24 protein-coding genes and 2 CRISPR repeat arrays are annotated in these 24,736 nt (G+C 71.0%); of the genes, 9 read left to right on the top strand and 15 right to left on the bottom strand.

The features are described 5' to 3' along the window. Positions 1-10 precede the first annotated feature (10 nt). Positions 11-694 (top strand): HAD-IA family hydrolase, encoded by a 684-nt coding sequence (locus AB0D01_RS06655; protein ID WP_363053938.1) that lies wholly within the window; start codon positions 11-13, stop codon positions 692-694. Here AB0D01_RS06655 and AB0D01_RS06650 read toward each other — a convergent pair. Beyond that, complete coding sequence (locus AB0D01_RS06650) at positions 670-1,413, bottom strand: 2OG-Fe(II) oxygenase (protein ID WP_363053936.1); 744 nt, start codon at positions 1,411-1,413, stop codon at positions 670-672. The two genes, AB0D01_RS06655 and AB0D01_RS06650, sit on opposite strands and share 25 nt — an antisense overlap. A gap of 260 nt (positions 1,414-1,673) precedes the next feature. Then, entirely contained in the window at positions 1,674-3,059 is a 1,386-nt protein-coding gene (locus tag AB0D01_RS06645) for an MFS transporter (protein WP_363053935.1), read from the bottom strand. Between the two features lie 219 nt (positions 3,060-3,278). Between AB0D01_RS06645 and AB0D01_RS06640 the strand changes: the two genes are divergently transcribed. Continuing rightward, positions 3,279-3,620 carry a helix-turn-helix domain-containing protein gene (locus tag AB0D01_RS06640; protein ID WP_363053934.1) on the top strand — a complete coding sequence of 114 codons (342 nt, stop codon included), beginning with the start codon at positions 3,279-3,281 and terminating at the stop codon, positions 3,618-3,620. Positions 3,621-3,732: 112 nt separating this feature from the next. Here the strand turns inward: AB0D01_RS06640 and AB0D01_RS06635 are convergent, their stop codons facing one another. Next, positions 3,733-4,383, bottom strand: a complete 651-nt coding sequence (locus AB0D01_RS06635; RefSeq protein WP_363053933.1) for a fasciclin domain-containing protein — start codon at positions 4,381-4,383, stop codon at positions 3,733-3,735. A 112-nt stretch (positions 4,384-4,495) separates the two neighbouring features. After that, the gene (locus tag AB0D01_RS06630; RefSeq protein WP_363054034.1) at positions 4,496-6,091 is read right to left on the bottom strand and encodes a sulfite oxidase; all 1,596 of its coding nucleotides are present in this window, start codon (positions 6,089-6,091) and stop codon (positions 4,496-4,498) included. Between the two features lie 264 nt (positions 6,092-6,355). Between AB0D01_RS06630 and AB0D01_RS06625 the strand changes: the two genes are divergently transcribed. Next, a complete protein-coding gene (locus AB0D01_RS06625) occupies positions 6,356-7,090 on the top strand; it encodes a hypothetical protein (RefSeq protein ID WP_363053932.1) in 735 nt (244 codons plus the stop codon). A gap of 61 nt (positions 7,091-7,151) precedes the next feature. Here the strand turns inward: AB0D01_RS06625 and AB0D01_RS06620 are convergent, their stop codons facing one another. Then, on the bottom strand, positions 7,152-7,337 hold the full coding sequence (locus tag AB0D01_RS06620; RefSeq protein WP_363054033.1) for a helix-turn-helix domain-containing protein: 186 nt from the start codon (positions 7,335-7,337) through the stop codon (positions 7,152-7,154). A gap of 327 nt (positions 7,338-7,664) precedes the next feature. Here AB0D01_RS06620 and AB0D01_RS06615 point away from each other — a divergent pair, with 327 nt between their 5' ends. After that, positions 7,665-8,690, top strand: a complete 1,026-nt coding sequence (locus tag AB0D01_RS06615) for a serine hydrolase domain-containing protein (protein WP_363053931.1) — start codon at positions 7,665-7,667, stop codon at positions 8,688-8,690. Positions 8,691-8,766: 76 nt separating this feature from the next. On the opposite strand, the gene AB0D01_RS06610 is transcribed toward AB0D01_RS06615, so the two are convergent. Beyond that, on the bottom strand, positions 8,767-9,123 hold the full coding sequence (locus tag AB0D01_RS06610) for a hypothetical protein (RefSeq protein WP_363053930.1): 357 nt from the start codon (positions 9,121-9,123) through the stop codon (positions 8,767-8,769). After that, positions 9,120-9,518 carry a hypothetical protein gene (locus AB0D01_RS06605; protein ID WP_363053929.1) on the bottom strand — a complete coding sequence of 133 codons (399 nt, stop codon included), beginning with the start codon at positions 9,516-9,518 and terminating at the stop codon, positions 9,120-9,122. Before AB0D01_RS06605 ends, AB0D01_RS06610 begins: the two co-directional genes overlap by 4 nt. 478 nt (positions 9,519-9,996) lie before the next feature. On the opposite strand from AB0D01_RS06605, the gene AB0D01_RS06600 reads away from it, so the two are divergent. Beyond that, a complete protein-coding gene (locus tag AB0D01_RS06600) occupies positions 9,997-10,368 on the top strand; it encodes a hypothetical protein (protein WP_363054032.1) in 372 nt (123 codons plus the stop codon). A gap of 278 nt (positions 10,369-10,646) precedes the next feature. Here the strand turns inward: AB0D01_RS06600 and AB0D01_RS06595 are convergent, their stop codons facing one another. The 6 genes from AB0D01_RS06595 to AB0D01_RS06570 all read right to left on the bottom strand — a co-directional run bounded on the left by AB0D01_RS06595 (position 10,647) and on the right by AB0D01_RS06570 (position 15,084). Continuing rightward, entirely contained in the window at positions 10,647-11,744 is a 1,098-nt protein-coding gene (locus tag AB0D01_RS06595; RefSeq protein WP_363054031.1) for a MerR family transcriptional regulator, read from the bottom strand. Positions 11,745-11,936: 192 nt separating this feature from the next. Beyond that, positions 11,937-12,500 (bottom strand): hypothetical protein, encoded by a 564-nt coding sequence (locus AB0D01_RS06590; RefSeq protein ID WP_363053928.1) that lies wholly within the window; start codon positions 12,498-12,500, stop codon positions 11,937-11,939. 125 nt (positions 12,501-12,625) lie between these two features. After that, positions 12,626-12,940, bottom strand: coding sequence for a nucleoside triphosphate pyrophosphohydrolase (locus tag AB0D01_RS06585; protein WP_363053927.1), 315 nt, complete (start codon positions 12,938-12,940; stop codon positions 12,626-12,628). A 94-nt stretch (positions 12,941-13,034) separates the two neighbouring features. Then, positions 13,035-13,709 (bottom strand): nucleotidyl transferase AbiEii/AbiGii toxin family protein, encoded by a 675-nt coding sequence (locus tag AB0D01_RS06580; RefSeq protein WP_363053926.1) that lies wholly within the window; start codon positions 13,707-13,709, stop codon positions 13,035-13,037. A gap of 8 nt (positions 13,710-13,717) precedes the next feature. After that, positions 13,718-14,083 (bottom strand): hypothetical protein, encoded by a 366-nt coding sequence (locus AB0D01_RS06575; protein ID WP_363053925.1) that lies wholly within the window; start codon positions 14,081-14,083, stop codon positions 13,718-13,720. Positions 14,084-14,439: 356 nt separating this feature from the next. Further along, positions 14,440-15,084: a hypothetical protein gene (locus AB0D01_RS06570; RefSeq protein ID WP_363053923.1), complete on the bottom strand. Its 645-nt coding sequence runs from the start codon at positions 15,082-15,084 to the stop codon at positions 14,440-14,442. A 93-nt stretch (positions 15,085-15,177) separates the two neighbouring features. After that, a CRISPR array of direct repeats spans positions 15,178-17,586; the repeat unit is 29 nt; unit sequence GGGGTCATCCCCGCGGGTGCGGGGAGCAG. A gap of 234 nt (positions 17,587-17,820) precedes the next feature. Here AB0D01_RS06570 and AB0D01_RS06565 point away from each other — a divergent pair. After that, positions 17,821-18,132: a MarR family transcriptional regulator gene (locus tag AB0D01_RS06565; RefSeq protein WP_363053922.1), complete on the top strand. Its 312-nt coding sequence runs from the start codon at positions 17,821-17,823 to the stop codon at positions 18,130-18,132. A 167-nt stretch (positions 18,133-18,299) separates the two neighbouring features. Here the strand turns inward: AB0D01_RS06565 and AB0D01_RS06560 are convergent, their stop codons facing one another. Then, the gene (locus AB0D01_RS06560) at positions 18,300-21,206 is read right to left on the bottom strand and encodes an MFS transporter (protein ID WP_363053921.1); all 2,907 of its coding nucleotides are present in this window, start codon (positions 21,204-21,206) and stop codon (positions 18,300-18,302) included. Between the two features lie 287 nt (positions 21,207-21,493). On the opposite strand from AB0D01_RS06560, the gene AB0D01_RS06555 reads away from it, so the two are divergent. Both AB0D01_RS06555 and AB0D01_RS06550 read left to right on the top strand, forming a co-directional pair. Next, positions 21,494-21,622: a hypothetical protein gene (locus AB0D01_RS06555; protein ID WP_363053920.1), complete on the top strand. Its 129-nt coding sequence runs from the start codon at positions 21,494-21,496 to the stop codon at positions 21,620-21,622. Between the two features lie 299 nt (positions 21,623-21,921). Beyond that, a CRISPR array of direct repeats spans positions 21,922-22,379; the repeat unit is 29 nt; unit sequence GGGTCCATCCCCGCGCATGCGGGGAGCAG. A 436-nt stretch (positions 22,380-22,815) separates the two neighbouring features. Further along, positions 22,816-23,418 carry a DUF4352 domain-containing protein gene (locus tag AB0D01_RS06550; protein WP_363053919.1) on the top strand — a complete coding sequence of 201 codons (603 nt, stop codon included), beginning with the start codon at positions 22,816-22,818 and terminating at the stop codon, positions 23,416-23,418. A gap of 186 nt (positions 23,419-23,604) precedes the next feature. On the opposite strand, the gene AB0D01_RS06545 is transcribed toward AB0D01_RS06550, so the two are convergent. Then, the gene (locus tag AB0D01_RS06545) at positions 23,605-23,733 is read right to left on the bottom strand and encodes a hypothetical protein (RefSeq protein ID WP_363053918.1); all 129 of its coding nucleotides are present in this window, start codon (positions 23,731-23,733) and stop codon (positions 23,605-23,607) included. 682 nt (positions 23,734-24,415) lie between these two features. Here AB0D01_RS06545 and AB0D01_RS06540 point away from each other — a divergent pair. Next, entirely contained in the window at positions 24,416-24,634 is a 219-nt protein-coding gene (locus AB0D01_RS06540) for a hypothetical protein (RefSeq protein WP_363053917.1), read from the top strand. The last annotated feature ends 102 nt before the right edge of the window (positions 24,635-24,736 follow it).

Raw genomic sequence — 24,736 nt, 5'->3', positions numbered from 1 at the left:
TGATCGAGACGTGATCAGTGAACGCGCCCGTCCCGGCGCCAAGCGGTATGTGCTGTTCGATGTCGATGGCACGTTGATGGATGCCGTGGCCAATCAGCGCCTGGTCTGGCGCACGTGGGCGGAGCGGTACGGGCTCGACCCCGACGAGGTCCACCGCGTGGCGCTGCGGACGCGGCCGACGGAGACGTTCGCGCAGGTCGTCCCGGACCGGGACCCTCAGGAGTGCCTGGCCGCCCTGCACGAGCTGGAGGACGAGGACGTCCGGGTCGGCTCGTACGCGGCCTTCGACGGCGCCTCGGAACTGCTGAACGCCCTGGAGCCCGGGAGTTGGGCCCTCGTGACCTCGAACTACGAGCACCGGGTACGCGGACGCTTCGCGCGGACGGGCCTGACCGTCCCGGAGGTCGTCGTGGACGCGGCCTCCGTGGCGGACGGCAAGCCGTCGCCGGTGCCCTACCTGCGGGCGGCGGCACTGCTCGGCGCCGAACCGGAGGACTGCCTGGTCATCGAGGACGCCCCCTCCGGGGTACGGTCCGGGCTGGCCGCCGGGATGACGGTGTGGGGCGTCAACACCCCCGAGCCGGTCGAGGGCGTGCACCGCCACTTCGGCAGCCTGCGGGAGGCGGCCCCGGAGATCCTCGCCTTCGCGTCCGGGGCCCGCCGCCCAGCTCACGGCGCGTCTACGGGTTCGTAGAGCACATCGGTCCTGAGGATCGTCTTCGTGCCCTCGACGATCGGGGCCGAGTCGTGAAGGGTCCGATGCCAGAAGAGGAGCACATCGCCCGGTTCGGGGCGGTGGGTGCTCAGTATTTCCTCAGGCTTCGCGGGCCGGGTCCAGTCCGAGAAGTCGCGTTCCGCGAAGGGGAGATCGTTCTGCTCGTCGGCGATGAACCGGGTCTCTCCGCCCACCGCCTCGTACGACAGGTAGACGACGACCGTCAGGAGGGTCCGCGTTCCGTCGGGGGCGAAGTAGGGCGAGTCGTAATGCGGGACGAGGAGTCCGCCGCCTTCGTACGTGATGAAGCGCATACGCGGGTTGACGGCCGTCGGCTTCCAGGGCTTTCCGTCCGAGTCCGTCGGATCGTCCGGTCCCACGTCGGACGACAGGAAGGTCCGAAGCCTTCGGTAGAACTCCGCCGCCAGGGTTTCGGACTCGGCCGTGGCGCGGAGATGGCCGACCGGATCTCCGTCCGCGTAGTTGGCGGCGTCGCCGTCCAGACCCACCGGCACGAAGGGCTGGGAAGCCAGTTCGGCCGTGAGTACGTCCACTTCGGCCGGAGTGAGGAAGTGGCGAATCAACCTGGCACCGACGTTCGGGAGCTCCGACTCGATGGGGGCCCATGAGTCATCGGCGGATATGCGACCCACCGCTTCTTCGGAGAGTTCGAATGGGTTGACCGGTATTGCAAACATGCTCACTTCTCCGCCTTGAGGTCATCGTCGACACCGTCGGGGTCGTGGACCCGATCACCCGGCACGGTCGTGGGCCACGCACTCGCGTGCGTTGAATCCGTAGGGGACTCGCGACCCCGGGCGTCCGCGCCCGCAGGGTGCGGGGACCGGACCGCCGAGTAGTTATCGTCGTGGTGACGATATTAAGCCCGGGGGAACCCGCGAAGCAAACAGGACCCAGCCAACGCGGCGGAAGCAAGGGGGAGGTGAGCCGGCGCACCTCACCGGTCGAGTCGGCGGATTCCGGTGGCGCTCAGGACGGCGGCGGCGCCCAGCGCGACGGCGGCGCACACCAGGCCGGCGCGCAGCCCGACCAGGAGGTTCGCGGTGGCGCTCCGTCCGACGAACAGGCCCATGACGGCGACGCCGATCAGGCCGCCCAGTTGGCGGGAGGCGTTGAGGACGCCCGAGGCGATGCCCGCGTGGGCCGGGTCCGCCGCGCCGAGCATGGCGTTGGCCATGGCGGGGACCACGAGGCCGATGCCGAATCCCGCGACGATGAACTGGAGGACCACGGCCGGGTACGCGTCGGATCCGAGGGCCGGGACGACGGCCAGGTAGCCGAGGGCGGCGAGGAGGTTGCCGGTGAGCAGGACGCCGCGTGCGCCGAACCTCTTGACGAGTGGGGCGCAGGCCAAATTGGCGGCCATGATGGCGCCGGTCATGGGCAGGAAGGCGAGTCCGGTGGCGAGGGGTGAGTAGTGCCGCGCCTGCTGGAAGAAGAGGCTGAGGACGAAGATGAGGCCGTAGAAGGCGAAGTTGAGCAGGACGCCGATGAGGGAGGTGGCGCTGAAGGCCCGTCGACCGAACAGGTGCGGGGGCAGCATCGGGTCCGCGCTGCGGCGTTCGACGAGGAGGAAGGCGACGAGGGCAGCCGCGAAGACGAGGACGCAGGTGAGGACGAGGCCGTCGTCCCAACCCCGGGCGTTGGCTTCGACGAAGGCCGCTGTCAGCGCGCCGATGCCGACGATGGCGAGCGACTGGCCGGGCAGGTCGAGCGAGCGACGTCGCTCGGGGTCGCGCGGCGGGGCGGCCTGGGCGTGGCGCCGGATGAGCAGGATGCCGAGGACGGCCATGGGTATGTTGACGTGGAAGATCGAACGCCAGCCGAGGGTGTCGACCAGAAGTCCGCCGACGACGGGGCCGAGTGCCAGTGCGAGGCCGCCCGCGGCGGCCCAGACGCTGACGGCCCTGGCACGGAGGGCCGGGTCGGGGAAGTGGCCGTTCACCAGGGAGAGCGAGGACGGCACGATCAGGGCCGCGCCGACTCCTTGGAGGATGCGGGCGATGACGAGGGTGACGAGCGTGGGGGCGGCGCCGCAGGCCAGTGAGGCCACGGCGAAGAGGGCGAAGCCGGTGACGAAGATGCGCCGGAGGTCGAAGCGGTCGCCGAGCGCGCCCGCAGTGAGGAGGAAGGCGGCGAAGGTGAGGGTGTAGCCGTTGATCACCCACTCCAGGCCGGCGAGGCTGCCGCCGAACTCGGCGCCGAGCGCTTCGGAGGCGACGTTGACCACGCTCACGTCGAGGATGACGACCACGAAGCCCAGGCAGGCGGCGAGGAGGGTGGGTCCAGGCCGGGCTGCGGGGGCGGGTTCACGGCGAGTCACGTGCTGGTCCTTCCGTGCTGGATGAGGGGGTGGTCCGTAAGGGGGGTCCGTGGGTGGCCGCGCGGTCGGTCCGCAGGGGCGGACGGGTGGCGCGGGACCGTCCGGACACCCCTAGAATGTTCGTCACGAGACGAACACTCGGGAGTGTACGCAGATCATCGAACACTCTGCAATCGGTGATCAGCGGGATACGGTCACCCTGAAGGACGGAGAACGGCCATGACGGCAGCGGACACACCCCCCGGCCCCGGGCACCGGCTCCCGCCGGTCCACACGGACCCGGCCGACGTTCCCCTGGAGAGCGCCCTGCTCGCGCTCGCCGACCCCGTGAGACGCACGTTGGTACGCGAACTGGCCGGGGCCGAGGACTGGGAACGCTCCTGCGGGAGCTTCGACGTGCCGGTCACCAAAGCCACCTTGAGCAGGCACTTCGCGGTGCTGCGGGACGCCGGGCTACTGGAACAGCGCGACGCGGGGCCCAAGCGGCTCAACCGGCTCCGGCGCACGGAGTTCGAGGCGCGCTTCCCCGGTCTGCTCGCACTGGCACTACGTCAGGACTGAACCGCGGAGCCGCCCGTGAACCCGGCTACGTCGGCCAAGCCGAACGGCCCCGCATTCCTCGGAGGAGGAACGCGGGGCCGCCTGTGATCGGGGAAGTGCCGTTCTGTGAGGGTTACTTGGGCATGAGGACGGTGTCGACGATGTAGACGTTGGCGTTGGCGGTCTTGACGTTGCCGCAGACGACGTTGGACGTGTCGTTGACCTTGTAGGCCTCGCCGGAGCCGGTGGTGGTGACCATGCCCTTCTGGAGGGTTTCGAAGCTGCCGTTCTCCAGTTGCTGGGGGGTGAGCTTCTGGCCGACGACGTGGTAGGTCAGGATCTTGGTGAGGGTGGCCTTGTCGGCGAGGACCTTGTCGAGGTCGGCCTTCGGGATCTTCGCGAAGGCGTCGTTGGTCGGGGCGAAGACGGTGATGTCCTTGGCGTTGTTGAGGGTGTCGACGAGGCCGGCCTGCTTGACGGCGGCGACCAGGGTGGACAGGGCCGGGTTGTTGGAGGCGGCGGTGGCGACCGGGTCCTTGGCCATGCCGTCGAAGGAGCCGGCGCCCTCCTTGGGCACGCCCGCACAGGCCGCGCCGAAGGGCTGGTCGCCGGTCATCGAGTCGCCCGAGGGGGTGGCGCCACCGGTCTTGGCCTCGTCACCGGAGGCCGCCGAGGGGGCGGCCTTGGTGTCGCCGCCGGAGTCGGAGCAGGCGGCCAGGGAGAACGGCAGCAGGACCGCGGCGGTGACGGCGATGGCGGTACGGCGGATCTTCAGGCTGTTCATGATCTTCCACTCCGTGAAGGTTCGGTGGTACGGGGATTGCGAAATGGCTGGTCGGGCTGGTCGGGCTGGTTGCACTGCCGGATCCGGCCCCGGGGGGGGCCGTTCCGGTGGTCTAGGGGACGGTGACGAACACGCTGTGCCGGCCGCTCGCACCGTCGGGGATGGTCCGCGTGCGCTGTTCGGTCTGCACCGTCCCGGTTCCGTCGGTGGCGCGGACGGTGATCGTGTGGCCGCCGGGGGTCGCCTGCCAGGGGTAGGACCACTGGCGCCAGGTGTCGACGCCCGCCTGGGGGGCCAGGTCGGCGTCCTGCCACGCGCCTTCGTCCACGCGTACCTCGACGCGGGCGATGCCGCGGCGCTGTGCCCAGGCGACTCCGGCGACGGTGACCGTGCCGGCGGTGGGGCGGGCGAAGGGCTTGGGGGTGTCGATGCGGGCCTGCGTCTTGATCGGCGCCCTGCGGGCCCACTGGCGCTTGACCCAGTACGGGTCGTAGGCGTCGAAGGTGGTGAGCTCGATGTCGGTGATCCACTTGCAGGCCGACACGTACCCGTACAGACCCGGGACGAGCATGCGGACCGGGAAACCGTGGTCGAACGGCAGGGGTTCGCCGTTCATGCCGACGGCGAGCATCGCGTCGCGGCCGTCCATGACGTCCTCGACCGGTGAGCCGAGGGTCATGCCGTCCACCGAGCGCGCCACCAACTGGTCGGCCTTCCCACCACGGGACGGCGGCCGGACTCCGGCTTCGCGCAGGAGGTCGGCGAGGCGTACGCCGAGCCAGCGGGCGTTGCCGATGTAGGGGCCGCCGACCTCGTTGGAGACGCAGGTCAGGGTGATGTCGCGTTCGATGAGGGGGCGGGCGAGGAGCTGTTCGAGGGTGTAGGTGAGGGGGCGGGTGACGCCCTTGCCGTGGATGCGCAGCCGCCAGGTGCCCGCATCGACCCTCGGTACGGTCAGGGCGGTGTCGACGCGGTAGAAGTCGCGGTTGGGGGTGCTGAAGGGGCTGATGCCGGCGACCTTCAGCTGGACACCGGCCGGGACCGCGGGCGCCGGGGAGGCGGGCGCAGGCAGGACGAGAGCCTCTCGGGAGGCGACGGCGCCCTGGCCTTGGCGGCCGGTCAGGAATCGGCCCAGGACACCGGCGGATGCGGCCGCCGCGGCGGTCACCCCGGCCGCGGCGAGGAATCCGCGCCTGCTCCAGCCCTCGTTGCCGTCCTCCCGTCCGTCGGCATCGGCCCGGGCAGGGACGGGCAAGGCCTTCGAGGCGAGGACGTACAGGGCGACCGCTCCCGCGAGGGCCCCGGCGATCGAGGGCAGCGCGTCGGCGATGCCGGTGGAGTCGGGGCGGCCGAGAGCCGCCGCGGAGCCGACGATCCCGAACAGCAGCACGCCCGCGGCGCCGGCCCACCGGTGGGACAGGGCCAGGATGCCCAGGCCGACGGCGATGACGGCGAGCACCGCGAGGATCCCCAGCTCCAGGACCGCCTTGTCGTTCTCGCCGAACGTCCGGATCGCGAAGTCCTTCACCGCGGCCGGCGTCCGGTCGATCACCGCGCCCCCGACGACCGTCACGGGCCCGGCCGCCGGACGCACCAGCCCGGCGACCAGCTCGGCCACGGCCAGAGCCGTGAACGCGGCCAGAACTCCGGCCAGGGCGCCCCGTGCGGCGCGGGAGAGGGTGTCGCGGAAGCTGCTCACGTCCGGGATTCGGCAGCACCCACCCGGCGGATTGGTCAGACCCTCGAAAGAGTGACTCGCCGGTTCGTGTTGCCTTCACAGCACGGGCTCGCGACGCCCTCCGTCCGCTCGACGAATGGGCGACCACCTGGGCACAGGCGCAGGAACACGACGATCAGGAACCCACGGGGACCTGAAGGCCACGGCCGACCACGTCGGGTTGGCGCGTCGGGCAGGACCGGGGGGAGCCTGCCCCGGCGAGCACCGTCGGTGGGGTGAAGTAGCGTCGCACACATGATCTACGAGCAGACGGGCCGGACCGCGGGCCACCACGACGCCGGCTTCCTGCCACGACTGCGGATGTCCTTCCGGGCCACGTCCGAGCCGGTCACCGAGCCGGTGTCGAAGTTCGGCGGGCAACCGGTCTGGCTGGACGAACCGGCCTGGCCGGTGGATCCGCATTCGGGTGAGCCCCTGGTGTTCATCGCCCAGTTCCGGGTACCGGGGGACGAGGTGCGCCTCGCGTACCTGTTCCTGCACGAAGACGACATGGTGATGAGCGGCAACGAATCGGAGGACGGCGGGGCCGTCGTTCTGGTCCAACCGAACGGGCGGATACCGCCCTTCGCCTCGATCGGCTCCCCCGGCACCCGGGGAAGGACCCTGTGGCGGTGGGGTCCGGACGCCACGGAGGTTCCGGTCGAATGGCTGACCGAGCTGACTCCGCTGCCCCCGGAACTCGATGCGGTGGCGGACCAGGCAGCCGCCTCCTCCCGGTATCTGCGGCGCGAGGGCCCGTACGTCGACTGTCCCGAGGAGGATTGGCCCAGGGACTTCCTGGGAGGCGAGGCCGTCTACCCCAACCATTGGATCTCCGGCATCGACTCCTCCTGGCGATTCCTCTGCCAGTTCAAGGACCGGGGCGAGGCGGCGGACGATCCGTTCTTCCTGAACTTCGGCTACGGAAGCGGCTACGTCTTCGTCAGCTCCGACCACCTTGAGGGCCGGTTCATGTGGGACTGCGGCTGAGGCGTGTCGGTAAGGTGACGGTCCGTCGACGGCTGATCGCCGAGGCGGAAGAGCACCGCCCTCACGACGTGGAGGAGGGGCGAAAGGGCCGCCGCGTCCTGACCTGCTTGCGGCAGGCCCCCGGCGGCGACCCGAAGTGTCGTTTGAAGGCTTTGGCGAAGGCGAACTCCGACGTGTACCCCGTGTGCTGCGCGATGGTGCACAGCGGGGTCCGCGATCGGTGCAGCAACCGCGCCGCGGTGGCCATCCGCCACAGCTCGTCGAGGTGGGCATCCCGCCGGCTCCGCGCCTCATCGAGCGAGTCGTGGTGCAGAGCGAGGCCGACCCGGTCCTGCCGACGTCCCGTGGTCCGCTCTATCGCCCCACGGTGCACGCCGACCCCGATGCACCGGCTGAGCGGTCATCGTTCGGTGCCGAACCGGAGACCGGGGCGGTCTACTTCGTCATGCCGGGGATGCCAGGCCCGTCGCTGAGATGCTCTCCTTGTGGGGGCGTCTCCCCTCCCCCGACGGGACTCCCACGTACCCCGCCTGTGCGCCTTCGGCGCCGGCATCACCACCGCGGAGGCCCGCCGATGGCGCAGCTCGTCCCGTTCACGTCCGCCGACACCGCCCGCCTCCGCGAAGCCCTCGACCGGGCCGTCGCCGACGGAGCCACCCCCGGCGGCGTCATCGCGCTGGGCACCCTCGGCGAGCCCCCGCGCTTCCTCAGGGCCGGCCGGATCGCCGACGAACTCGGCGACACCGCCCCGGGCCCGGACACGCTCTACGATGTCGCGTCCCTGACGAAGGTCGTCGCCACCTGGCCGCTCGTCTGCCGGGCCTTCGACGCCGACGTACTCGCCCGTACCGCCCCGGTGCGCCGGTTCCTGCCCGCCATCGACGGGCCCGCGCCCAGCGGCGAGGCCACGATCGAGCAGCTCCTCACCCACACCGCCGGGCTGAGGGCCTCCACCCGCCTCGACCACTACCGCGGCGCCGAGAAGCCCCTGCACGAACTCCTGTGCCGCGAGCCCCTCGAAGCCGAGCCCGGCACGCATCGGTACCTCAACCGCGGCTACGTCCTCCTCGGCCTGGCCCTCGCCCACACCCACGGCCGGCCCCTCGACGAACTCGCCCGCGCCCTGTGGGACGACCTCGGCATGACCGGCACCACGTACGGGCCCGTCGCCCGTGGCCCGCAGGTCGCCCCCACCGAGCAGCGGATCCCCGGCGCCCCGCGGATCTGGGGGCAGGCACACGACGACAACGCCGCCCTCCTCGGCGGCGTCGCGGGCCACGCGGGCGTCTTCTCCACCGCCCGCGACCTCGCCCGCTACGCCGATCACCTCGTCGACCCCGCCGGCCGCCTCCACGGCCGGCTCCGCGCCTCCATGGTCCCGTTCGCCCCGATCGAGCCGGGCCTCGACCGCGGCCTGTCCTGGATGTGCGCCCCGGGCGACGTCGCCTTCCACCACGGGTTCACCGGCACGAGCCTCTACCTCAAGCCGGACGCGGGCCGCTACCTGGTCATCCTGACGAACGCCGTCTACCACGGCGAAGCCCGCCGCCGGATCGGCCCCTTGCGCTCCCTCGCCCTCAAGACCATCACCACCACCTGACACCACGGAGGCGCCACGGAGGCCGCCACGGGGCACACCGACCGTCCGACCACACCGCGCTGCGCCGCGACCCCTTTCAGGAGGCCATCCACGGAACACGGCAGGCGTGGGGGGCCGTTCCCTCCGGGCACAGCGTCCTGATCACCGTCTTGCGGACCGCCCGCCATGTCCGCAGCGAACACGCCAAGCGGACGCGCAGCTCGACCGGCTGCCGTGCGCCGCTGCTCTGATCGGGATGTTCCACGGCCCATTGTTCCGCCAGGAAGTCGTACACGTCAGCGGTCGACGGCCCGCCGCCGGGATGGGTGCGCGCGACGGTCTCGCCGATGATCCGGGCGCTCCGGGGGCCTGCCGCGTCCTCAACGAGTCGCCTGACCCATGCCAGTCCCTGCTCGTCCGCGTACAGGCCGAACCTCAACTCGCGCGTCCTCATCGGATCAGTCCTTCGTGGTGGTCTTCGTGGTGGTCTTCCCCGCTCTTGGCGAAGGCGGCGGTGAACCAGGAGTGGACGGGCGCGAGCGTGGGAGACGTGGGCCATCCGTTGATCGTTGCCAGGAGCTGCCAGTAGCGCTCCGCCCGCGGGTCGGCGGTCGTCCGCAGGCGGGCGAGGAGCCAACGGCGCAGATCGTCCTCGTCGGCCCGCTCGAATGCGTCGGCGTAGAGGTCGCCCAGCAGGTCGGCAAGGGAAGCGTCCTGGGCGGAGGCCGACGGACACGGCCTCGGCGATCCGTTCGCGCATCGCCTGGTCGAGGGCGTCGTGCAGTGCGGTGACGTCCTGCCGAGAAGGTTCCTGCGCCTGGTCCTCGGCCGTGCGGCGGATCGCGGCACGGAAGTCCGCGTCCTGGCAGAGTCCGGCGAGTTCCACCCAGGCCTCGATCTGTTCGGGCGTGGGATCGTCGGGGAGCTCGGGCACGGCGGATCGCATCAGGGTCACGAATTCGGGGTTGGCGTGAGGACCACCTTCGAAGGCGTCGTCGATGAATCCGGCGACGAGCCGGCTTCGTTCGGCCTGGGAGAGCGTGGCGAGTCGGTGCATGAGATCCATAGTGTCCACGGTCATGCGTTTCCCCACGGTCCACATCCGGGCGGTGGGCACACGATGCTCAGGCTGAGGAGGCCCGGTTCGATGGTCATCGGCCCATGATCGTGGAGCGGTTCACCGCTGTCACACGAATTCGCGCGGCCCCGCTCGGGGCGGCGTAGTGGTCAGGAACTACCCGTTTCCCAAAGCCTGTTGCGAAGACCTCCCGCAAGGAGTAGCTTCTCAGAAGAGAGAGATTTGCAAACCTGGGAGGGTCTGTTGAGTGTGATCATCCGTGTTGCCATTCCCGGCGTCACCGTGGAGACCAGGACAGTCGGCGACGACGTGCACATCGACATCAGTCCGGTAGGAGGCACGACCAGCCCCGCAACGCAGACGACTCCGGGAGGGCTCTCGCCAATGATCGAGACCGGCGATCTGAGGGTCGGCGAGGTGCTCTACTGGTCCCGCCCTCGCCTCGGGGTGCGACACGAGGCAACGGTGCTGTCCAACGGCTGGCTGTCGTTCCAGGGCAAGCCCTATCGAACTCCGTCAGGGGCAGCCGTCGCCGCAGCCGGGTCGCAGGCTGACGGCTGGACCGCATGGCGGCGGGAGCGTGACGGCGTAATCATCGGCTCCCTCCGCCAAGCGCAGTAGGCGTATGACCGAGTTGGGGTGTGAAGCGACACCTGTTGCCGCACGCCCCAACACCGAGTCAACTTTCTCGCCGCGGCACGGCCGAGGGGATTCCCCAGCCTCGGCGCCTCGCGCACCACGATGAGCGCCCGGTTCGCCGGCTGCGCGGGCCTCTCCGGTCTTGCCGGACAAGTTCCGGCGACCCCGGCCGAGGCGTGCGTCGCTTCCGCGATCCAGACGCGCCCGCGGACGGCCACGAGGAGTACCCAGGGCCGTTCCGGACCGTAGCGGTGCCCCGTTCAGGCCGTGAGCAGGCGGAGGCCGAGGTCTGCCGTGTCGAGGTGGGCGAGGTCGCTGTTGCGCTCGGCCCACCGGCCGGAGTCGAGGTCTTCGCGGAGGCTCCGCACCGCCCGCTGCTCGGCGTCGGGCCCGACCCTCGTCCACACCGACATCGCGCGGCGGACGTGCTCCTCCAGATAGGCCTCCGGGCGGCGCCAGTACGCCTCGAACAGGCCGTCCGCACAGTCCCACGGAACGGGCACCGGCTCGACGCGGGCGCCGATCGCGTCGGCCATCCCCGCGAGTGAGGGGAATCCCGCGAGGATGCCGGCGAACTCGGGCAGGTAGTCGCGGGTGAGCCAGAACCGGTCCTGCCATCCGGCCTCGTCGGTGTCGAACGTCAGCACCACCACGCGGCGGGCCACGCGCCGCATCTCGCGCAGCCCCGCCATCGGGTCCGCCCAGTGGTGAACGGTGGAGACGGCCATGGCGACGTCGAAGGAGCGGTCCTCGAACGGCAGGCTCTCCGCGGCGGCGGCCACGCACGGCGCCGAGCCGGCGGGCCGCCGGCGCCGCATGACCTTCGACGGCTCCACCGCGATCACCTCGCGGTCGGCAGGCTCGTAGGAGCCGGTGCCGGCCCCGACGTTCAGTACCGTCCGCGCGTCCCCCAGCGCGTCCGTGATCTGCGCGGCGATCCGCGGATCGGTGCGCCGCGTCGCCGTGTAGGCGCCGCCGATCGCGTCGTACAGCCGTGCGCCGAGCATCCCCAACTGCTCCTCCGGTGTCACCTTGAGCCCCCTCGCGCGTGCCTCGAGTTCCCTGTCGATGGCCGCCACCATGGCGCCGGCACGATCACGCCGCTCCAGCAGCAGGCCACGCAGTCGGCGCAGGTGCGCGACCGCGTCGGCGGTCGGGTCGCCGACCAGTTCCGCGACCTCCCGCAGACCGAAGCCCAGCCGCCGGTAGGCCAGCGCCTCCCGCAGCCGCTCGACGTCGTCCGCCGAGTAGGCGCGGTACCCACCCGCGGTCCGCGCCGACGGGCGCACGAGCCCGATCTCGTCGTAGTGATGCAGCGTGCGGACGCTCACGTCGGCCAACTCGGCCACGCGCCCCACGGTCCAGTGATCTTCCACGGCACCGACTATGCGGCCTGACGCCACGTGAGGGTCAAGGGCCGACGCGGAACCGTGGCCGCACGCTGCGGGGTCGTCGATGCGTCCGCCCTGGTGGCCCGCCGGCATCCCGCCGCAGGTCGAGGGCGTCCGTGGCCCGGTGGGCCGGCTCGCCCTCGGGATGCGGGGCGGGTCTCACCGTACGCCGGCGCCGGCGCTGCTCGGACCGGCGTGCGCGGGGTTGCCCCCACCGGAGCCGTGGCGTTCGGCGAGGAGCCGCTTGCGATGGCGCCGGCGACGGAAGGCGGTGACGAGGACGATGACGACGCAGAGGGTGACGCCGAAGACGGGGAGGGCGACGGCCAGTACCAACCAGCCGGCCAGCGAGAAGTAGCCCACGGAGTCCCCGATGGCGTACTTGGTGGGCACCTCGGACGAACAGGTGATCCGGTACTCGCCCGCTTCCGTCACGTCGATGCCGTGGAGCGGATTCCACTCCTCGTTACGGGTGAGGAACACGTCGATCACCGGTTCGGTGAGACCGGGCTCGCCCGGACCGGTGATGCCGCACGTCGGGGTGGCGTACGGGCCGAACGGCTCGTCCCGCTGCCAGATGGACTTCTCGCTTCCCGGCTCCAGCCGAACGGTGACGACGTCGCCGTCGACGAACCGATGGTCGGTGTCCACGGCGTCGATCGTGTGGCCGATCCGGAGGGCACCGATGACCACACCCGTCACGATCAGCACGACGGCGATCACGCCTGCCGTGACGTACCAATGACGGCCGGGCCGAAGTTCGTTCGCCGCGATTCGCGGTGGTGGGAAGGCATTCACCGACACACCGTAGATCATCTTGTCCGACCGGCGATCCGTCGGAGCGCGGGTCAGCGGTTGCCGGTCCAGACGATGCGCTGCGCGAATCCACCCCGCTGCTCCGCCTTGGCCGCCCGGAGCCTCTCCAGCCCATCGGCGTCGATCCCGAGGTCCGCCGCGAGCGCGAAGGCGACCTCCAGGACGTCCGCGAGCTCCTCGGGGGCGTCCGTATCGTCCGCCTCCATGTACTCGGCGACTTCTTCGGCAAGCTTGGCGCGAAGGCGCCGACGGTACTCGGCCGGATCGGCCACGTAGACCTCCGGTTCGGCCCCGGTCGCGCGGATGATCTCTGGGATCCGGTCCCGTACCAGCTTGGCTTCGGTCACCACGCACGCTCCCGCACCGCTTCGTCCTCGGCCCGCCGCGCGGCCGGCCCCCTGGCGTCCGAGGGTAGCGGCCGGCTCGCGTGCCGCGGCGGGGCTAGGACGGCTCGTCGCGGGCGGTGTCGAGTCGGGTTTCGAGGTCGGTGGCCCAGGTGCGGGCCCAGGCGCGGAGGGTGGCGATGGCCTCGTCGTCGAGGTCGTAGGCGGTGAACTCCTCGTCGTCGTACCAGTCGGCGCCGATCAGGCGGGCGTGGAGGTCGTCGAGGCGGAACTCGTCGCGGCCGTGGCGGGCGCCGAGGCGTTCCAGGTCCGGGAAGGCGCGGTGGTGGCGGCGGTGGGCGGCGTGGACGTCGATGAGGTCGCGGGGGGCTCCGCGGTCGGCCAGGGCGCGGACCTTGGTGCCGATGACGTCGTCGAGGGCGAGGACGGGCCCGTACTCCGTGGGCTTCGGGTCCGCCCAGAGGTTCTCCTTGAGTACGTCGACCTCGCACCGCTCGCCGTCGCGGGGGTCGGTGACCATGAGGCGGGCGGCCAGCGGGTCGACGCCGAGGACCTCGACCCGCCAGCCGCGTTTGGCCAGCTCGTGGACGAGGTCGGTGGCGATGTCGTCCATGGGGGCGGGGTTCTCGGTGGCGACGTCGAGGTCCTGGCTGAGGCGGTCGACGAGGCCGTGGGCCTGGACGGCGTAGCCGCCGGTGATCACCAGGGGGTACGGGCTGCCGATGGCGATGACGTCGGCCAGCAGCCGGCGGTGCAGGGCGCTGAGGTTCACCCCGGCGGCTACGCGGCCGTGGTCGCGCGGGCGGCGAGCTGCGGGAAGGCGTCCTCCCAGACCTGCCGGACGTGGCGGCTGACCAGGGTGCGCAGGACGGGCCACTGCGCGATCAGCAGGCGCCGATCGAGGAGGGTGGTCAGGTCGTCGCGGAGGCCTTCGGCGAGGACGGTGCGGTAGAGGCTCATGCGCTGGCGCGGCCGGTCCAGGTCGTAGGTGCGCAGCCCCGACCAGGCGACGTGCGGGGGCAGGGTGACGGGCCCGGCGGTGGGCCCGGCCAGCTCGGCGAGGGAGGCCGGCAGACGGTCGGCGTACCGGGCGCGCAGGACCGCGCCGGCCTTGGCCGGAGGGACGGGAGAGGACAGCTGCGCCATGCGGCCAGTATCGCGCGTCGCACCCGCCCCCTGCACCGCAGGGGGCGGCTTGCCGCCGGCTGCGGTCATCGGCGCCGGCGGCACCCGGGCGGGACGACAGCCGACGCGAGGGGGCGCATCCGCAGGGGCGGCTCCGACACGTCGTAGGCGGTCGGCGGGAAGCGTTGGCCTCTGGATCCACCGCCGCTGTCGCGGTGGGCAGTAGTGCTCACCTGTCTTGATGTTGATCTGCCGTGCCCACCCCGCGGGCGCGGGCACAACGGTGCGCCCCGAGTGAGTGCTCTACGAGTGGGTGTCGTCCCTGCGGCCGAGTGAACCGGGCCGACGCCGGGTCGCTGGGCAAGCCTGTGCGGGGGTCATCCCTGCGGGCGCGGGAAACAGCCTCCGCTGAGCGGAGACTCCCACGTGGGATCGTGCAGGGATCTTCTCGTGAGGTGGGCCAACAGGTGCTCCGCCGTGTGGGAGGCAGTGTCATGCGGCGCGCCGACCATCACCAGGGCGGAGGTGAGCCTGGCCGGCGCCTCTTCTGGCACATCCGGGTCGGCAAGAAGAGGAAGAACCAGCAGAAGGCGGGCTTCAGCGCCCTGGACACCTTCGATACCGGAGGAGGGGGTGTCCGCGATGCGGACCAGTTCGCGCCACGTCAGCCCATTGCCCCTGAAATCTCCGTCCCAACTCGCGATCTGCTGGACGTCGTTCCTGCCAGGATGGGTGAGGAAATAGTCGATGCCGTAGTCGCCGTCCAGGTTCCGGTAGATCACCACGGCCCCAGGACCGGTTTCGGTGGGCACCCGAAACACCGGCCAGTGTTCGGGATCGAAGAGGGCCTCGGACAGGGCATCGGTATCGGCCCCGTCATCGCCGAACCACTCAGGAACCGGCCGCTCGGCACACCCCCCGTCGCTGCACATCATCAGAAGGTGGTTCGACCAGAAGCCCGAACGGGCAAGCAGTGACTCGCCCGCCACCAACGGGTCGGCTTCAAATCCCTTGATCAGCACCCCTTGATCCTGGCACCAGCCACTGACACGGTCCGATCCGGGATCGACAAGTGGCCCTGCGCAGTTACGGAACAGGCTTTGGTCGACCTCGTAGGGGTCATCCCCACGGATGCGGGGAGCAGTTCGTCGGAGAGGAGTCCGTCCAGCGGTTCGTCGGGGTCATCCCTGCGGGTGCGAGAAACAGGTCCTCGGCGTCATCGTGGGCGGCGGCGCCCTGGGGTCATCCCCGCGGGTGCGGGGAGCAGGCCTCCGGGTTGTGGCGCAGCACCTGGCGGATGGGGTCATCCCCGCAGGTGTGGGGAGCAGTCTTCGTTACCCAGCGGCCGGACGCCGACAGCGGGGTCATCCCCGCGGGTGCGGGGAGCAGCTGACCGGGGTGTTGCGTCCGATCAGGCCGTAGGGGTCATCCCCGCGGGTGCGGGGAGCAGACGCGGACGCCTGGCAGGTCCTGCACGACCAGGGGGTCATCCCCGCGGGTGCGGGGAGCAGCAAGGCGGCCTTCGGAGGCCCAGCGCCAGATCGGGGTCATCCCCGCGGGTGCGGGGAGCAGCCGGCGGAGATGCGCGCCGGCGACGTCGAAGAGGGGTCATCCCCGCGGGTACGGGGAGCAGCCTGTACGTCATCAACAAGTACGGCGGATACCGGGGGTCATCCCCGCGGGTGCGGGGAGCAGCGACGGTCGAATACCGGTCCGTGGTGGTCTTGGGGGTCATCCCCGCGGGTGCGGGGAGCAGGCCCCGGTCGCCGGAAGCGAGGTCCACCCGGAGGGGTCATCCCCGCGGGTGCGGGGAGCAGGAACACCTGTTGCTGCCGTTCCGGGGCGGGGGGGTCATCCCCGCGGGTGCGGGGAGCAGTAGGCGTGCGCCGTGACCAGGACCGCCGGCACGGGGTCATCCCCGCGGGTGCGGGGAGCAGGCCCCGCCCGGCGAACCGATCGACCTGATGGCGGGGTCATCCCCGCGGGTGCGGGGAGCAGACCCCATCGACGGGCCGCATCTGCGCCGGCCGGGGGTCATCCCCGCGGGTGCGGGGAGCAGGGAGCACCCCCACCAATTCCCAGACGAGACAAAGGGTCATCCCCGCGGGTGCGGGGAGCAGCACGACGCCTACCGGCCCGTGCAGCAGGCCGCGGGGTCATCCCCGCGGGTGCGGGGAGCAGGAGTTCGAGATCCCCGTGATCGCGCTCGCCCAGGGGTCATCCCCGCGGGTGCGGGGAGCAGTAGGGCCAGGTACGCCGGCGCTGGCCCGTGTTGGGGTCATCCCCGCGGGTGCGGGGAGCAGCCGAAGTGCAGGTCGATCGCGTCGTCGTCGCCGGGGTCATCCCCGCGGGTGCGGGGAGCAGCGAGTGCCGTGATGGACCGGACGTAGCCCTGTGGGGTCATCCCCGCGGGTGCGGGGAGCAGCATCGAACTGACGACCCTACCGCCGCCATCCTGGGGTCATCCCCGCGGGTGCGGGGAGCAGAGCGCCCCCGGACGGGGCCGTCGTCGTACGTCGGGGTCATCCCCGCGGGTGCGGGGAGCAGCGCACCGAACACCCCGCGCTGCGACAGCAGCAGGGGTCATCCCCGCGGGTGCGGGGAGCAGTTCGAGGCCGGCCTCACCGACGCCGGGGTCGCGGGGTCATCCCCGCGGGTGCGGGGAGCAGTCTCCTGAAGCGCGGTCATCAACGCGATGAGAGGGGTCATCCCCGCGGGTGCGGGGAGCAGGGTGTAGTCCATCCACAGCGGCAGCTCGCCGAGGGGTCATCCCCGCGGGTGCGGGGAGCAGCCGCGGTCGATGGCCGATGCGGTGGTGACGCCGGGGTCATCCCCGCGGGTGCGGGGAGCAGACGAAGTGGGCCCGTGACGAGGACGGGAACCAGGGGTCATCCCCGCGGGTGTGGGGAGCAGGCCTTCGCGGGCGGGGTGATGGGTGGCCGGTCGGGGTCATCCCCGCGGGTGTGGGGAGCAGCGCTACACCTGATCGCAGACGTGCTGATGGTCAGGGTCATCCCCGCGGGTGTGGGGAGCAGCCGAATTCACCGCCCGCCACACGAAAGGCCCGAGGGTCATCCCCGCGGGTGTGGGGAGCAGATCCTCGGAGTTGAGAGGATGACTGGCCGGGAGGGGTCATCCCCGCGGGTGTGGGGAGCAGCGGACTCAGAATCGGTCTGGGCCAGCACGCTGGGGGTCATCCCCGCGGGTGTGGGGAGCAGGCGTTCTCGTCGTGGAGGGGTGCGCGCTTGGTGGGGTCATCCCCGCGGGTGTGGGGAGCAGATCTGGGCGTTGACCTCCGGGATCCCCTTGGCGGGGTCATCCCCGCGGGTGTGGGGAGCAGTTCTGCAAATCTTCAACATCCTGCTGCGGGTCGGGGTCATCCCCGCGGGTGTGGGGAGCAGGGCTGCGACGCGCTCGTCGGCGTCGCCCTTACGGGGTCATCCCCGCGGGTGTGGGGAGCAGGCCATGGTCCAGTGGCTGCCGGGAAGGAACCCGGGGTCATCCCCGCGGGTGTGGGGAGCAGGCTTCCTGACCTGCGACTCTACGCAGCCTGTCTGCTGCTTACGACCACTTTCACCGATTCCGGCAAAAAGACTAGATAGAGCAAATCGCCAGCAATGCCCGCAGCCCACTCCAACGCCGCGCATTTCTGATGATCGGGACCTGATGATGGGGCTGCGCGCGGGTGATTGTGCAGTTCGGCCCGCTCGGCGCCGAGTTCGCCGCGCACCACGGGCTGCATCCCACCGATGTGCGCGGTGATCCAGCTACTGGACGCGGCGCGGGCCGGTACGTACCCGACGCCCGGGTGGCTCGGCGAGCAGTTGCGCCTGAACTCGGCCGGGACCACCGCGCTGGTGGATCGGCCGCAGCGGCTCCCACTGGTCCGGCGCAGCAGGGACACCGCCGATCGGCGACGCGGGGCCAGGGAACTCGGGTGGGCCTTCTTCGGGGCCGCGATCGGCGAGGTGGTCGAAGCCGCCGAGGGCTTCGAGGCGAGCGAGCTGGAGACGGTACGTCGCCTCCTGGCCGCGGTCGTGGAGTCCGCCGGGCGGGCGCGGTCGGCCTGAGGAGGGTTCGGGACGAAGCGGTGGAGGCCGACGCTCCGCATGGCGGGTGGCCGGGGCTTCGATGCGGGTCGCGGAGCCTTTCGGGAAGGGGCTCCCGGACCGGGAGCCCCCGTTCGTAGTGCGGCGGCGGAGTGGAGCCGCGCGGAGCGGCGTGCGGCCGTAGGGGGTCAGTAGAGGCCGACGAAGTCGGCGAAGAGGACTCCGGCCGTCGTGAGCGGTCCGAGGCCGACGAAGGCGCCCAGCGGCACTCCGGCGATCGCTCCGGCGATGGAGACGAAGGTCAACAGGTCGCTGTAGAGGGTCCACGGCTTGCCCGATGTCGCTTCGTCCAGGACGCTCGCGGCCCCGACGACCGTGGTGGACGTGATCACGACCAGGGCGGTCAGGCCCAGGAGTACGTAGAGCGCGAGGAAGCCGACGTCCGGCTGCGGATCGGTGTCCAGTGCCCGACGGAACCCCGCGGCGCCGATCGCCGCCAGTACCGCCGGCACCAGCGAGACGACCAGGGCGGTGGTCCAGCCGGGAAGTCCGTCGAGGAAGGCGGGCAACGGGCGTGCGGGTCCGCCCGATGCCGTCGGCCACCCCGCGACGACGAGGAAGGCGACGAGCGCGCACACCACGACGGCCGACAGGACGTCGCCGTAGGCGTGGGCGAAGATCTGCTGGTCCGTCGCCGCCACGCCACCATGGCGGTATCCCGTCAGCAGGACGTCGGCGATCGTGCCGGCAACGGCCACCCCCAGGGCGCCCGCCGCGCACGTCGTCGACCAGAGCGCCTGGGGGAAGGACGCCGTCGGGGGTGCCTGCCCCAGGCGGATCGCCGCGGAGCCGACGCCGATCACGACCAGCGGCGTCAGCACCCCCCACAGGCTCCCGCCGCCGGCTCCGCCGGCCCAGGAGGTCCACAGCAGGCCGCCCGCCGCGCAGAGCAGGCCGAGGGCGTGCAGGCGGCGCCGGCCCAGGAGGGTGAAGTCGTGATCGACCCAGCTCGCCGCCGCCTGCGGGATGATCACCGCGCACATCAGGGCCGCGGTGGCGAGGACCTCGTGGCCGAGGGCGTCGTACAGGTGGAGGACCAGGTACACGGGGGCGACGTACAGGACCTGTCCGTCGAGGACGGCCACCAGGTTCTGGGACGGGAACGGCAGATCCGGGGGTAGTTCGCGCCGGCCCTCCTCGCCACGCCGGTACGACGCCTCCTGGTTCCAGGTCGTGGAGACGAGGACGGCGTAGAGGCCGGCGGCGAGCGGGACGAGGACGAACGGGGACAGCCACGTGCGGGAGTACGCCTGCCCGATGCCGACGAGGGCGATGAGCAGGCCCGCCAGGCGCGTTCCCGTCACGAGCAGGTGGAGCCTGGTCGTGCGGCGCACGCCGCTGCGGCCCTCTACCCCGGCGGGGTCGGGCGGCAGGGCGAGGAAGGCCGCGACCGCCAACAGACCGCTCAGCCACAGGGGACCCCGGAAGATCCACTCCCAGCCCCACCACCGCGTCGTCACGGCCGCCGCGATTCCCGTGCCCAGACCCGCTACGGCGAAGGCGGCCGCGCACCGGGACCACGCCGTGCCGGGAAAGGCGTAACCCGTCTTTCCGGGCCGTGGGCGGCCGGTCCGGACGGACTCGACGAGCGGCAGCAGCGAGGCCAGGAGCAGGCCCTGCCCGAGCCCTTGGAGGACGCGGCCGACCGCCAGCCAGGTAGCTCCCGGCCCCCAAGGGGGCACGGCGAGGAAACAGCCCGCGGCGAGGACGAGGGCGCCGGTGAGGAACAGGCTCCGGCCGGTCGCCCTGGCTTGCACGGGGCGGCACCACAACAACCCTGCGGCCAGCCCCGCGAGGTCACCGGCGATCACCCAGTGGGTGGCGTTCGGCGTCAGGGACAGGCTGTCGCGGATCTGTGGCAGGACCAGGAGTGCGGCACTCGCGCTGAACGAGCACAGGGTGACGGCCGTACAGACGACGGCCATCACGAGCCGCTCCCGGGTTCGGGTTCGGGTACCGCGGTCCTCCTCGCCGTCCCTGGGCCGCGGCGGCCGGAGAGACTCGGGTGGCGGCGCGGCCGCGGCCGGGTGTCCCGAGGCCTCGGACGGGGGCGGCGTTGTCGTGTCCTGGCCGGTCAGGAGGTTGTCCGGGCTTGTACGGGACAACCCCTCGCGGGGTGGCGGCACGACGACCCCGACGATATAGGGCTTGTCCGCGGGACGGACGAGGCCGAGCTCCTTGCTGGCCTCCCCCACCGCTTCCCGGTTGCGCTCCAGGCGCTCACGCGCGATGTCCACCGCGATCTCCGCCGTGTCCAGGACATCGGACTCGTACTCCGGAGGGACCGCTGCCGGCTCCTCGGCCGGGTCCGCCTCGGGCCGCGCCGCCGGCTCCTCGACCACGACGGTCTCGGCCGCCGCCTCGCGCAGACGGGCGATCTCCCTCTCCTTCTCCAGCAGGAGCCGTGTCGCCTCGTCCGCCACCTTGCGCGCCGCGTCGCGGTCCCGCTCCGCCTCCCTGAGCGTCGCGGCCGTGGCGTCCCTGCTGCGCCGCGCCCGCTCCAGGCGCGACTGCAACACCACCAGCTGGGCCTGGGCAGCGGGCAGGGAGGCGGCCTGCGCCTTGAGCCGTGCCCGCTCGCGGGTCAAGGAGTCGATGGTGTTGCGCATCTCGTCGAACTGGAAGTGCATCGTGATGGCCACGGCCTGGGCGGCGAAGCACGCCTGATCGCTGAGCCGTTGTGCGTGGCGGAGCGTGTCGATCTCGCCCTGCGCGGTGGCGATGTCCTTCCTGGCCCGCTGCAGTTCCCGGAAGACGGCGCCGTCGACAGCGGCGGGCGTCGGGTCCTCGTCGATCTTCCTGAACAGGCTTCGGACCCGTGTGAGGCGTGCCTGCTCCAGGGCGGCGTCGCGGGTGGTGACGTCGATCACCGCTTCGGCCATCTCCCTCGTCAGGATCTTGCCGTTCAGGAACTCGTACATCCTGCGCGCCGGCGGTACCCGGGAGGCGCCCGCGTCAGCTCCGGGTACCGGGGAGAAGTGATCGTCGGTCAGCAGGCCGTGGAGCGTCTTCACATTGATCGAAGCCTCGTCCATCCACTCCCTCAAGAGAGTGGCGACCTCGTTGATCTCCTCGGTTTCGCCCTGCAACGGCCCCCATGGCCTACCGGCCCGAGCTCGTGGTGGCATTCCCCTCCCGCCCTCGATTCCTCCGGGACAAACCCCGTCACAGCCGCGTTACCCCCGGACAACCCCGCCGTCACTCCCCGGTGCCCCGCGAACGGGGGACCGTTATTTCACCACCGCACACGGCGAGTTGGTAACCCAAGGCCCGCTGTCGGAGTCGCGAACGCCACGGTGGGCCCAGACCCCAGGAGCCAGTGATGGACCAGCCCAGGACCGGCAAGCCCGGCACGTCCCGCACCAACATCGCCCTGGCCGTGATCGGCGCGGCCGTCTCCGGAGCGGTCCGCGCCGTCACCACCTACCTCCTCAACAAGATCAACGACTGACGGAGTGTGGGTCCCAGCCGGAAGGCTGGGACCCACACCGGCCGCGCGACGGCGGCACGACGACCCGCCCACACAACCCTTCCGTAGATCCGGGCCCTCTGGGGCCCGTTCCTCCGGAACACCGGATCGATGACGGTGTGTCATCGGCTGCTGAGCAGCGGCCGAGGATCGAACTGGTGCCGCTGCACCGAACTCCTCTGCTGTACACCGGACGGCCTGATCGTCGGCAGGCCCTGGAAGACACTCCTTCGCGTGCGGGTAGCAGTTCTCTTCGTCCGTACCGAAGTTGCGGCGCGGGGGGGGCCATCCCCGCGCATGCGGGGAGCAGCGGGTGATGATTCCGAGGCGTCGTGCGACGGCGGGTCCATCCCCGCGCATGCGGGGAGCAGGTGTGGGCGGTGATTACCGTCCCGGTCCTTGTGGGGTCCATCCCCGCGCATGCGGGGAGCAGGAAGCCCACGCCTTGTGCAGTTCCACGAAGGCGGGTCCATCCCCGCGCATGCGGGGAGCAGAGGGTCTGAACTCGCAAGTTCGGAACGTCGAAGGGTCCATCCCCGCGCATGCGGGGAGCAGTCCCACCTGTTGAACCCCGAGGAGCTCGGCAAGGGTCCATCCCCGCGCATGCGGGGAGCAGCGGGGCGGTCTCGCTCAGGGCGAGGTACAGGGCGGGTCCATCCCCGCGCATGCGGGGAGCAGTCGGCGTCGCCTGCGGCCCGGCCGGACTGGTCGGGTCCATCCCCGCGCATGCGGGGAGCAGACTTTCTGAGCTGGGAGTCTATGTCGGCGGAGGGCGCTGACGGACCAGCTTCATCGAATCCGACATTCGGAATAGAAAACTCATACCATTCTTTTGAGATCAAAATGTCGCAAAAGCATATTGTGCGGGCCCAGCAGTTGTCGGTTGAAGTCGAGCGGCGGCGTGCGACCCTTGTGCCACGACGAACGGCACTGGTGCGCACGGCGCGGCTGAGCCCCGCCGATGCCGCTTGCACTTGACGGTCGATCTTCATGGGGCCGCTCCCCCGCAGGTGAAGGGCGCGAGAGGCCTGCCTCTGTGATCAAGGCATCGGCGGAAGCCACCCCGCACCCGCCGGGGAGCTCGTTGTGCTGTCCGCTGCGACGAGCGGGGGCGGTGCGCGCAGCGTTGATAATCCGTCATGCTGGCCCTTCACCACGCACGTCCAGGGGGGACCATGCGACACAGCACCACCATCACGGCATCACTGAGCACGACGCTCGCCCTCGCCGCGCTCACCGCCTGCGGAGCTTCGGACGCCACTGTCTCGTCCAAGGGCCAGGCCACTCCCGAGGTCTCCGCGGGCGCGTCGGGGACGGTCCACAGTTCGCCGGCTCCCTCGCCAACGCAGGCCAAGACGCGGTTCCCCGTCGGCGAGGTCGTGGAGATCACCAACGCCGACACGAAGTTCACCGTCGTCGTCCTCGCCTACACCCAGCCCGCCGAAGGGCCTCAGCCTCCCGATCGCAAGACACTGGGTGGTGATGCCTGGGCCACTGCCGAGGTCAAGGTCTGCAACACCGCGCCCAAGACCTTCAGCGTCAGCCAGTTCCCCTGGTCTCTCGCCTACGAGGACGGGACCCGCATCAAGGTCACCGGGCTCAACGGCGGGGACCTGCCCAAACCGGAGTTCCCCAGCCTCGACACGGCGGTCAAGCAGGGTGACTGTGTACGGGGCAAGATCCCGTACCCGGTGCCCGGCGACAAGCGGCCGTCGCGGGTCGTGTACGCACCCGAGGGGCTCAAGGAACCGATCGATTGGGTCATTCCCGCCTCATAAGGGGTGAGCACTTCGCACATCGGAGACACGGTCGGCCGGCGCAGGGCGATGCACCCGCGCCCGTCCGGGCCCGGTGGATGCTCCGGGAAGACCCTTCTGCGACGCAGGCGCGCAAGGCCCTCACTTCGGTGGGGGCCTTCCGTCTTTCACGGGTCCGGCTCCGGGCCTCGCGGTTGGCGATCCGACTCAGACGACCTGGAGCCTCGGCCTGCCCGACGTCGGGGTGGGCGGGGCCTGCCGGTACGTCGGCGACTTCAGGTTGGGCAGGCTACCCGCCCGGATGCGGACGTGGGCCGCGCGGAACGCCACCTCCATGACCCCGAGGCTCGCGTACTTCGCAGCAAGGGGTGGAGTCGGCAGGAGTTGCCGTTGCGCTCCTCGCTGCCCGCCCGAGGGCACCGGCATCACCCACTACACATAGCAGGAGATCACCGACGGAGTGAACAGGTTCGACGCCGGCACCCGCCCGCCGACCACGAAGAGGAAGGGCACAGCTGTGACTTGGTGATGCCGTTCGCGAGGCGTTTGCATGTGGGGCTGGAGCCTGCCGCTTGGGGTCTTGTGGGCGATCTGAGCACATCGGCCATGTACGGGCGAGGTCGAGCAGTACTCTTCTGGAGAGGGCGCTCGTGGACGGTCTTGCACTCGAGTTGGCTCTGTTCCCCGTTGTGTCGCGGGGATGACCCTTGTGCGTGCTCAGCGCGCCGTTGCTCCCCGCTTCGGTGGGGATGGCCACTGACTGATGGACACTCTTTCGCTGCCTGCTCGCAACTGTGCCTGTTCAGCGCGAAACCCCACCAGAGGCCTGAACCAGGAGTCCGAAGAGTTCTTGCGACAGCGTGAAAGGATCTTTAAAGGTGCTGTAGCGTCTGCGCCCGACGGGGCCTCAGGAGCACCTGCGTCGCCCCGACAAGCCCGCGCGTCCTCGCGCGGGCCGAGCCCGCCCGTCCGCCAAGACATCAAGCGAGCTCGACCCAGAATCGCGTAAGGAGAAGCGATGTTCGCAAGGTTAGCGGCCCGGGCTTCCCTGGTCGTCAGCGGGCAGCAGTCACGGTCGTGGCTGCTGCCCGTACTCGTTGCCGTGCTCGCCGGGGGTGCGGGTTCTCAGGTCCCGGTGGATGTCTGGATCCGCGGCGGCACGTTCATCACCGTCGTCGTGATCGTGCTGTTGATCGTCGTGCGCCCATCACCCACACGAGTGATTGTCTCGGAATGAGGTTCGGGGCGTCCCTGATGCCTTGATCATGAGCGGGCTCCCCACAACTCACGGGAGAGTGAGGGGGCGCCCGCTCCCACCGATCGATCGACACCGTGATCC

The organism is Streptomyces sp. NPDC048606, from assembly GCF_040650855.1.
Lineage (GTDB): Bacteria > Actinomycetota > Actinomycetes > Streptomycetales > Streptomycetaceae > Streptomyces.
Note: the sequence above shows the minus strand (reverse complement) of the source record. Positions and strands in the feature narration are given on the sequence as shown.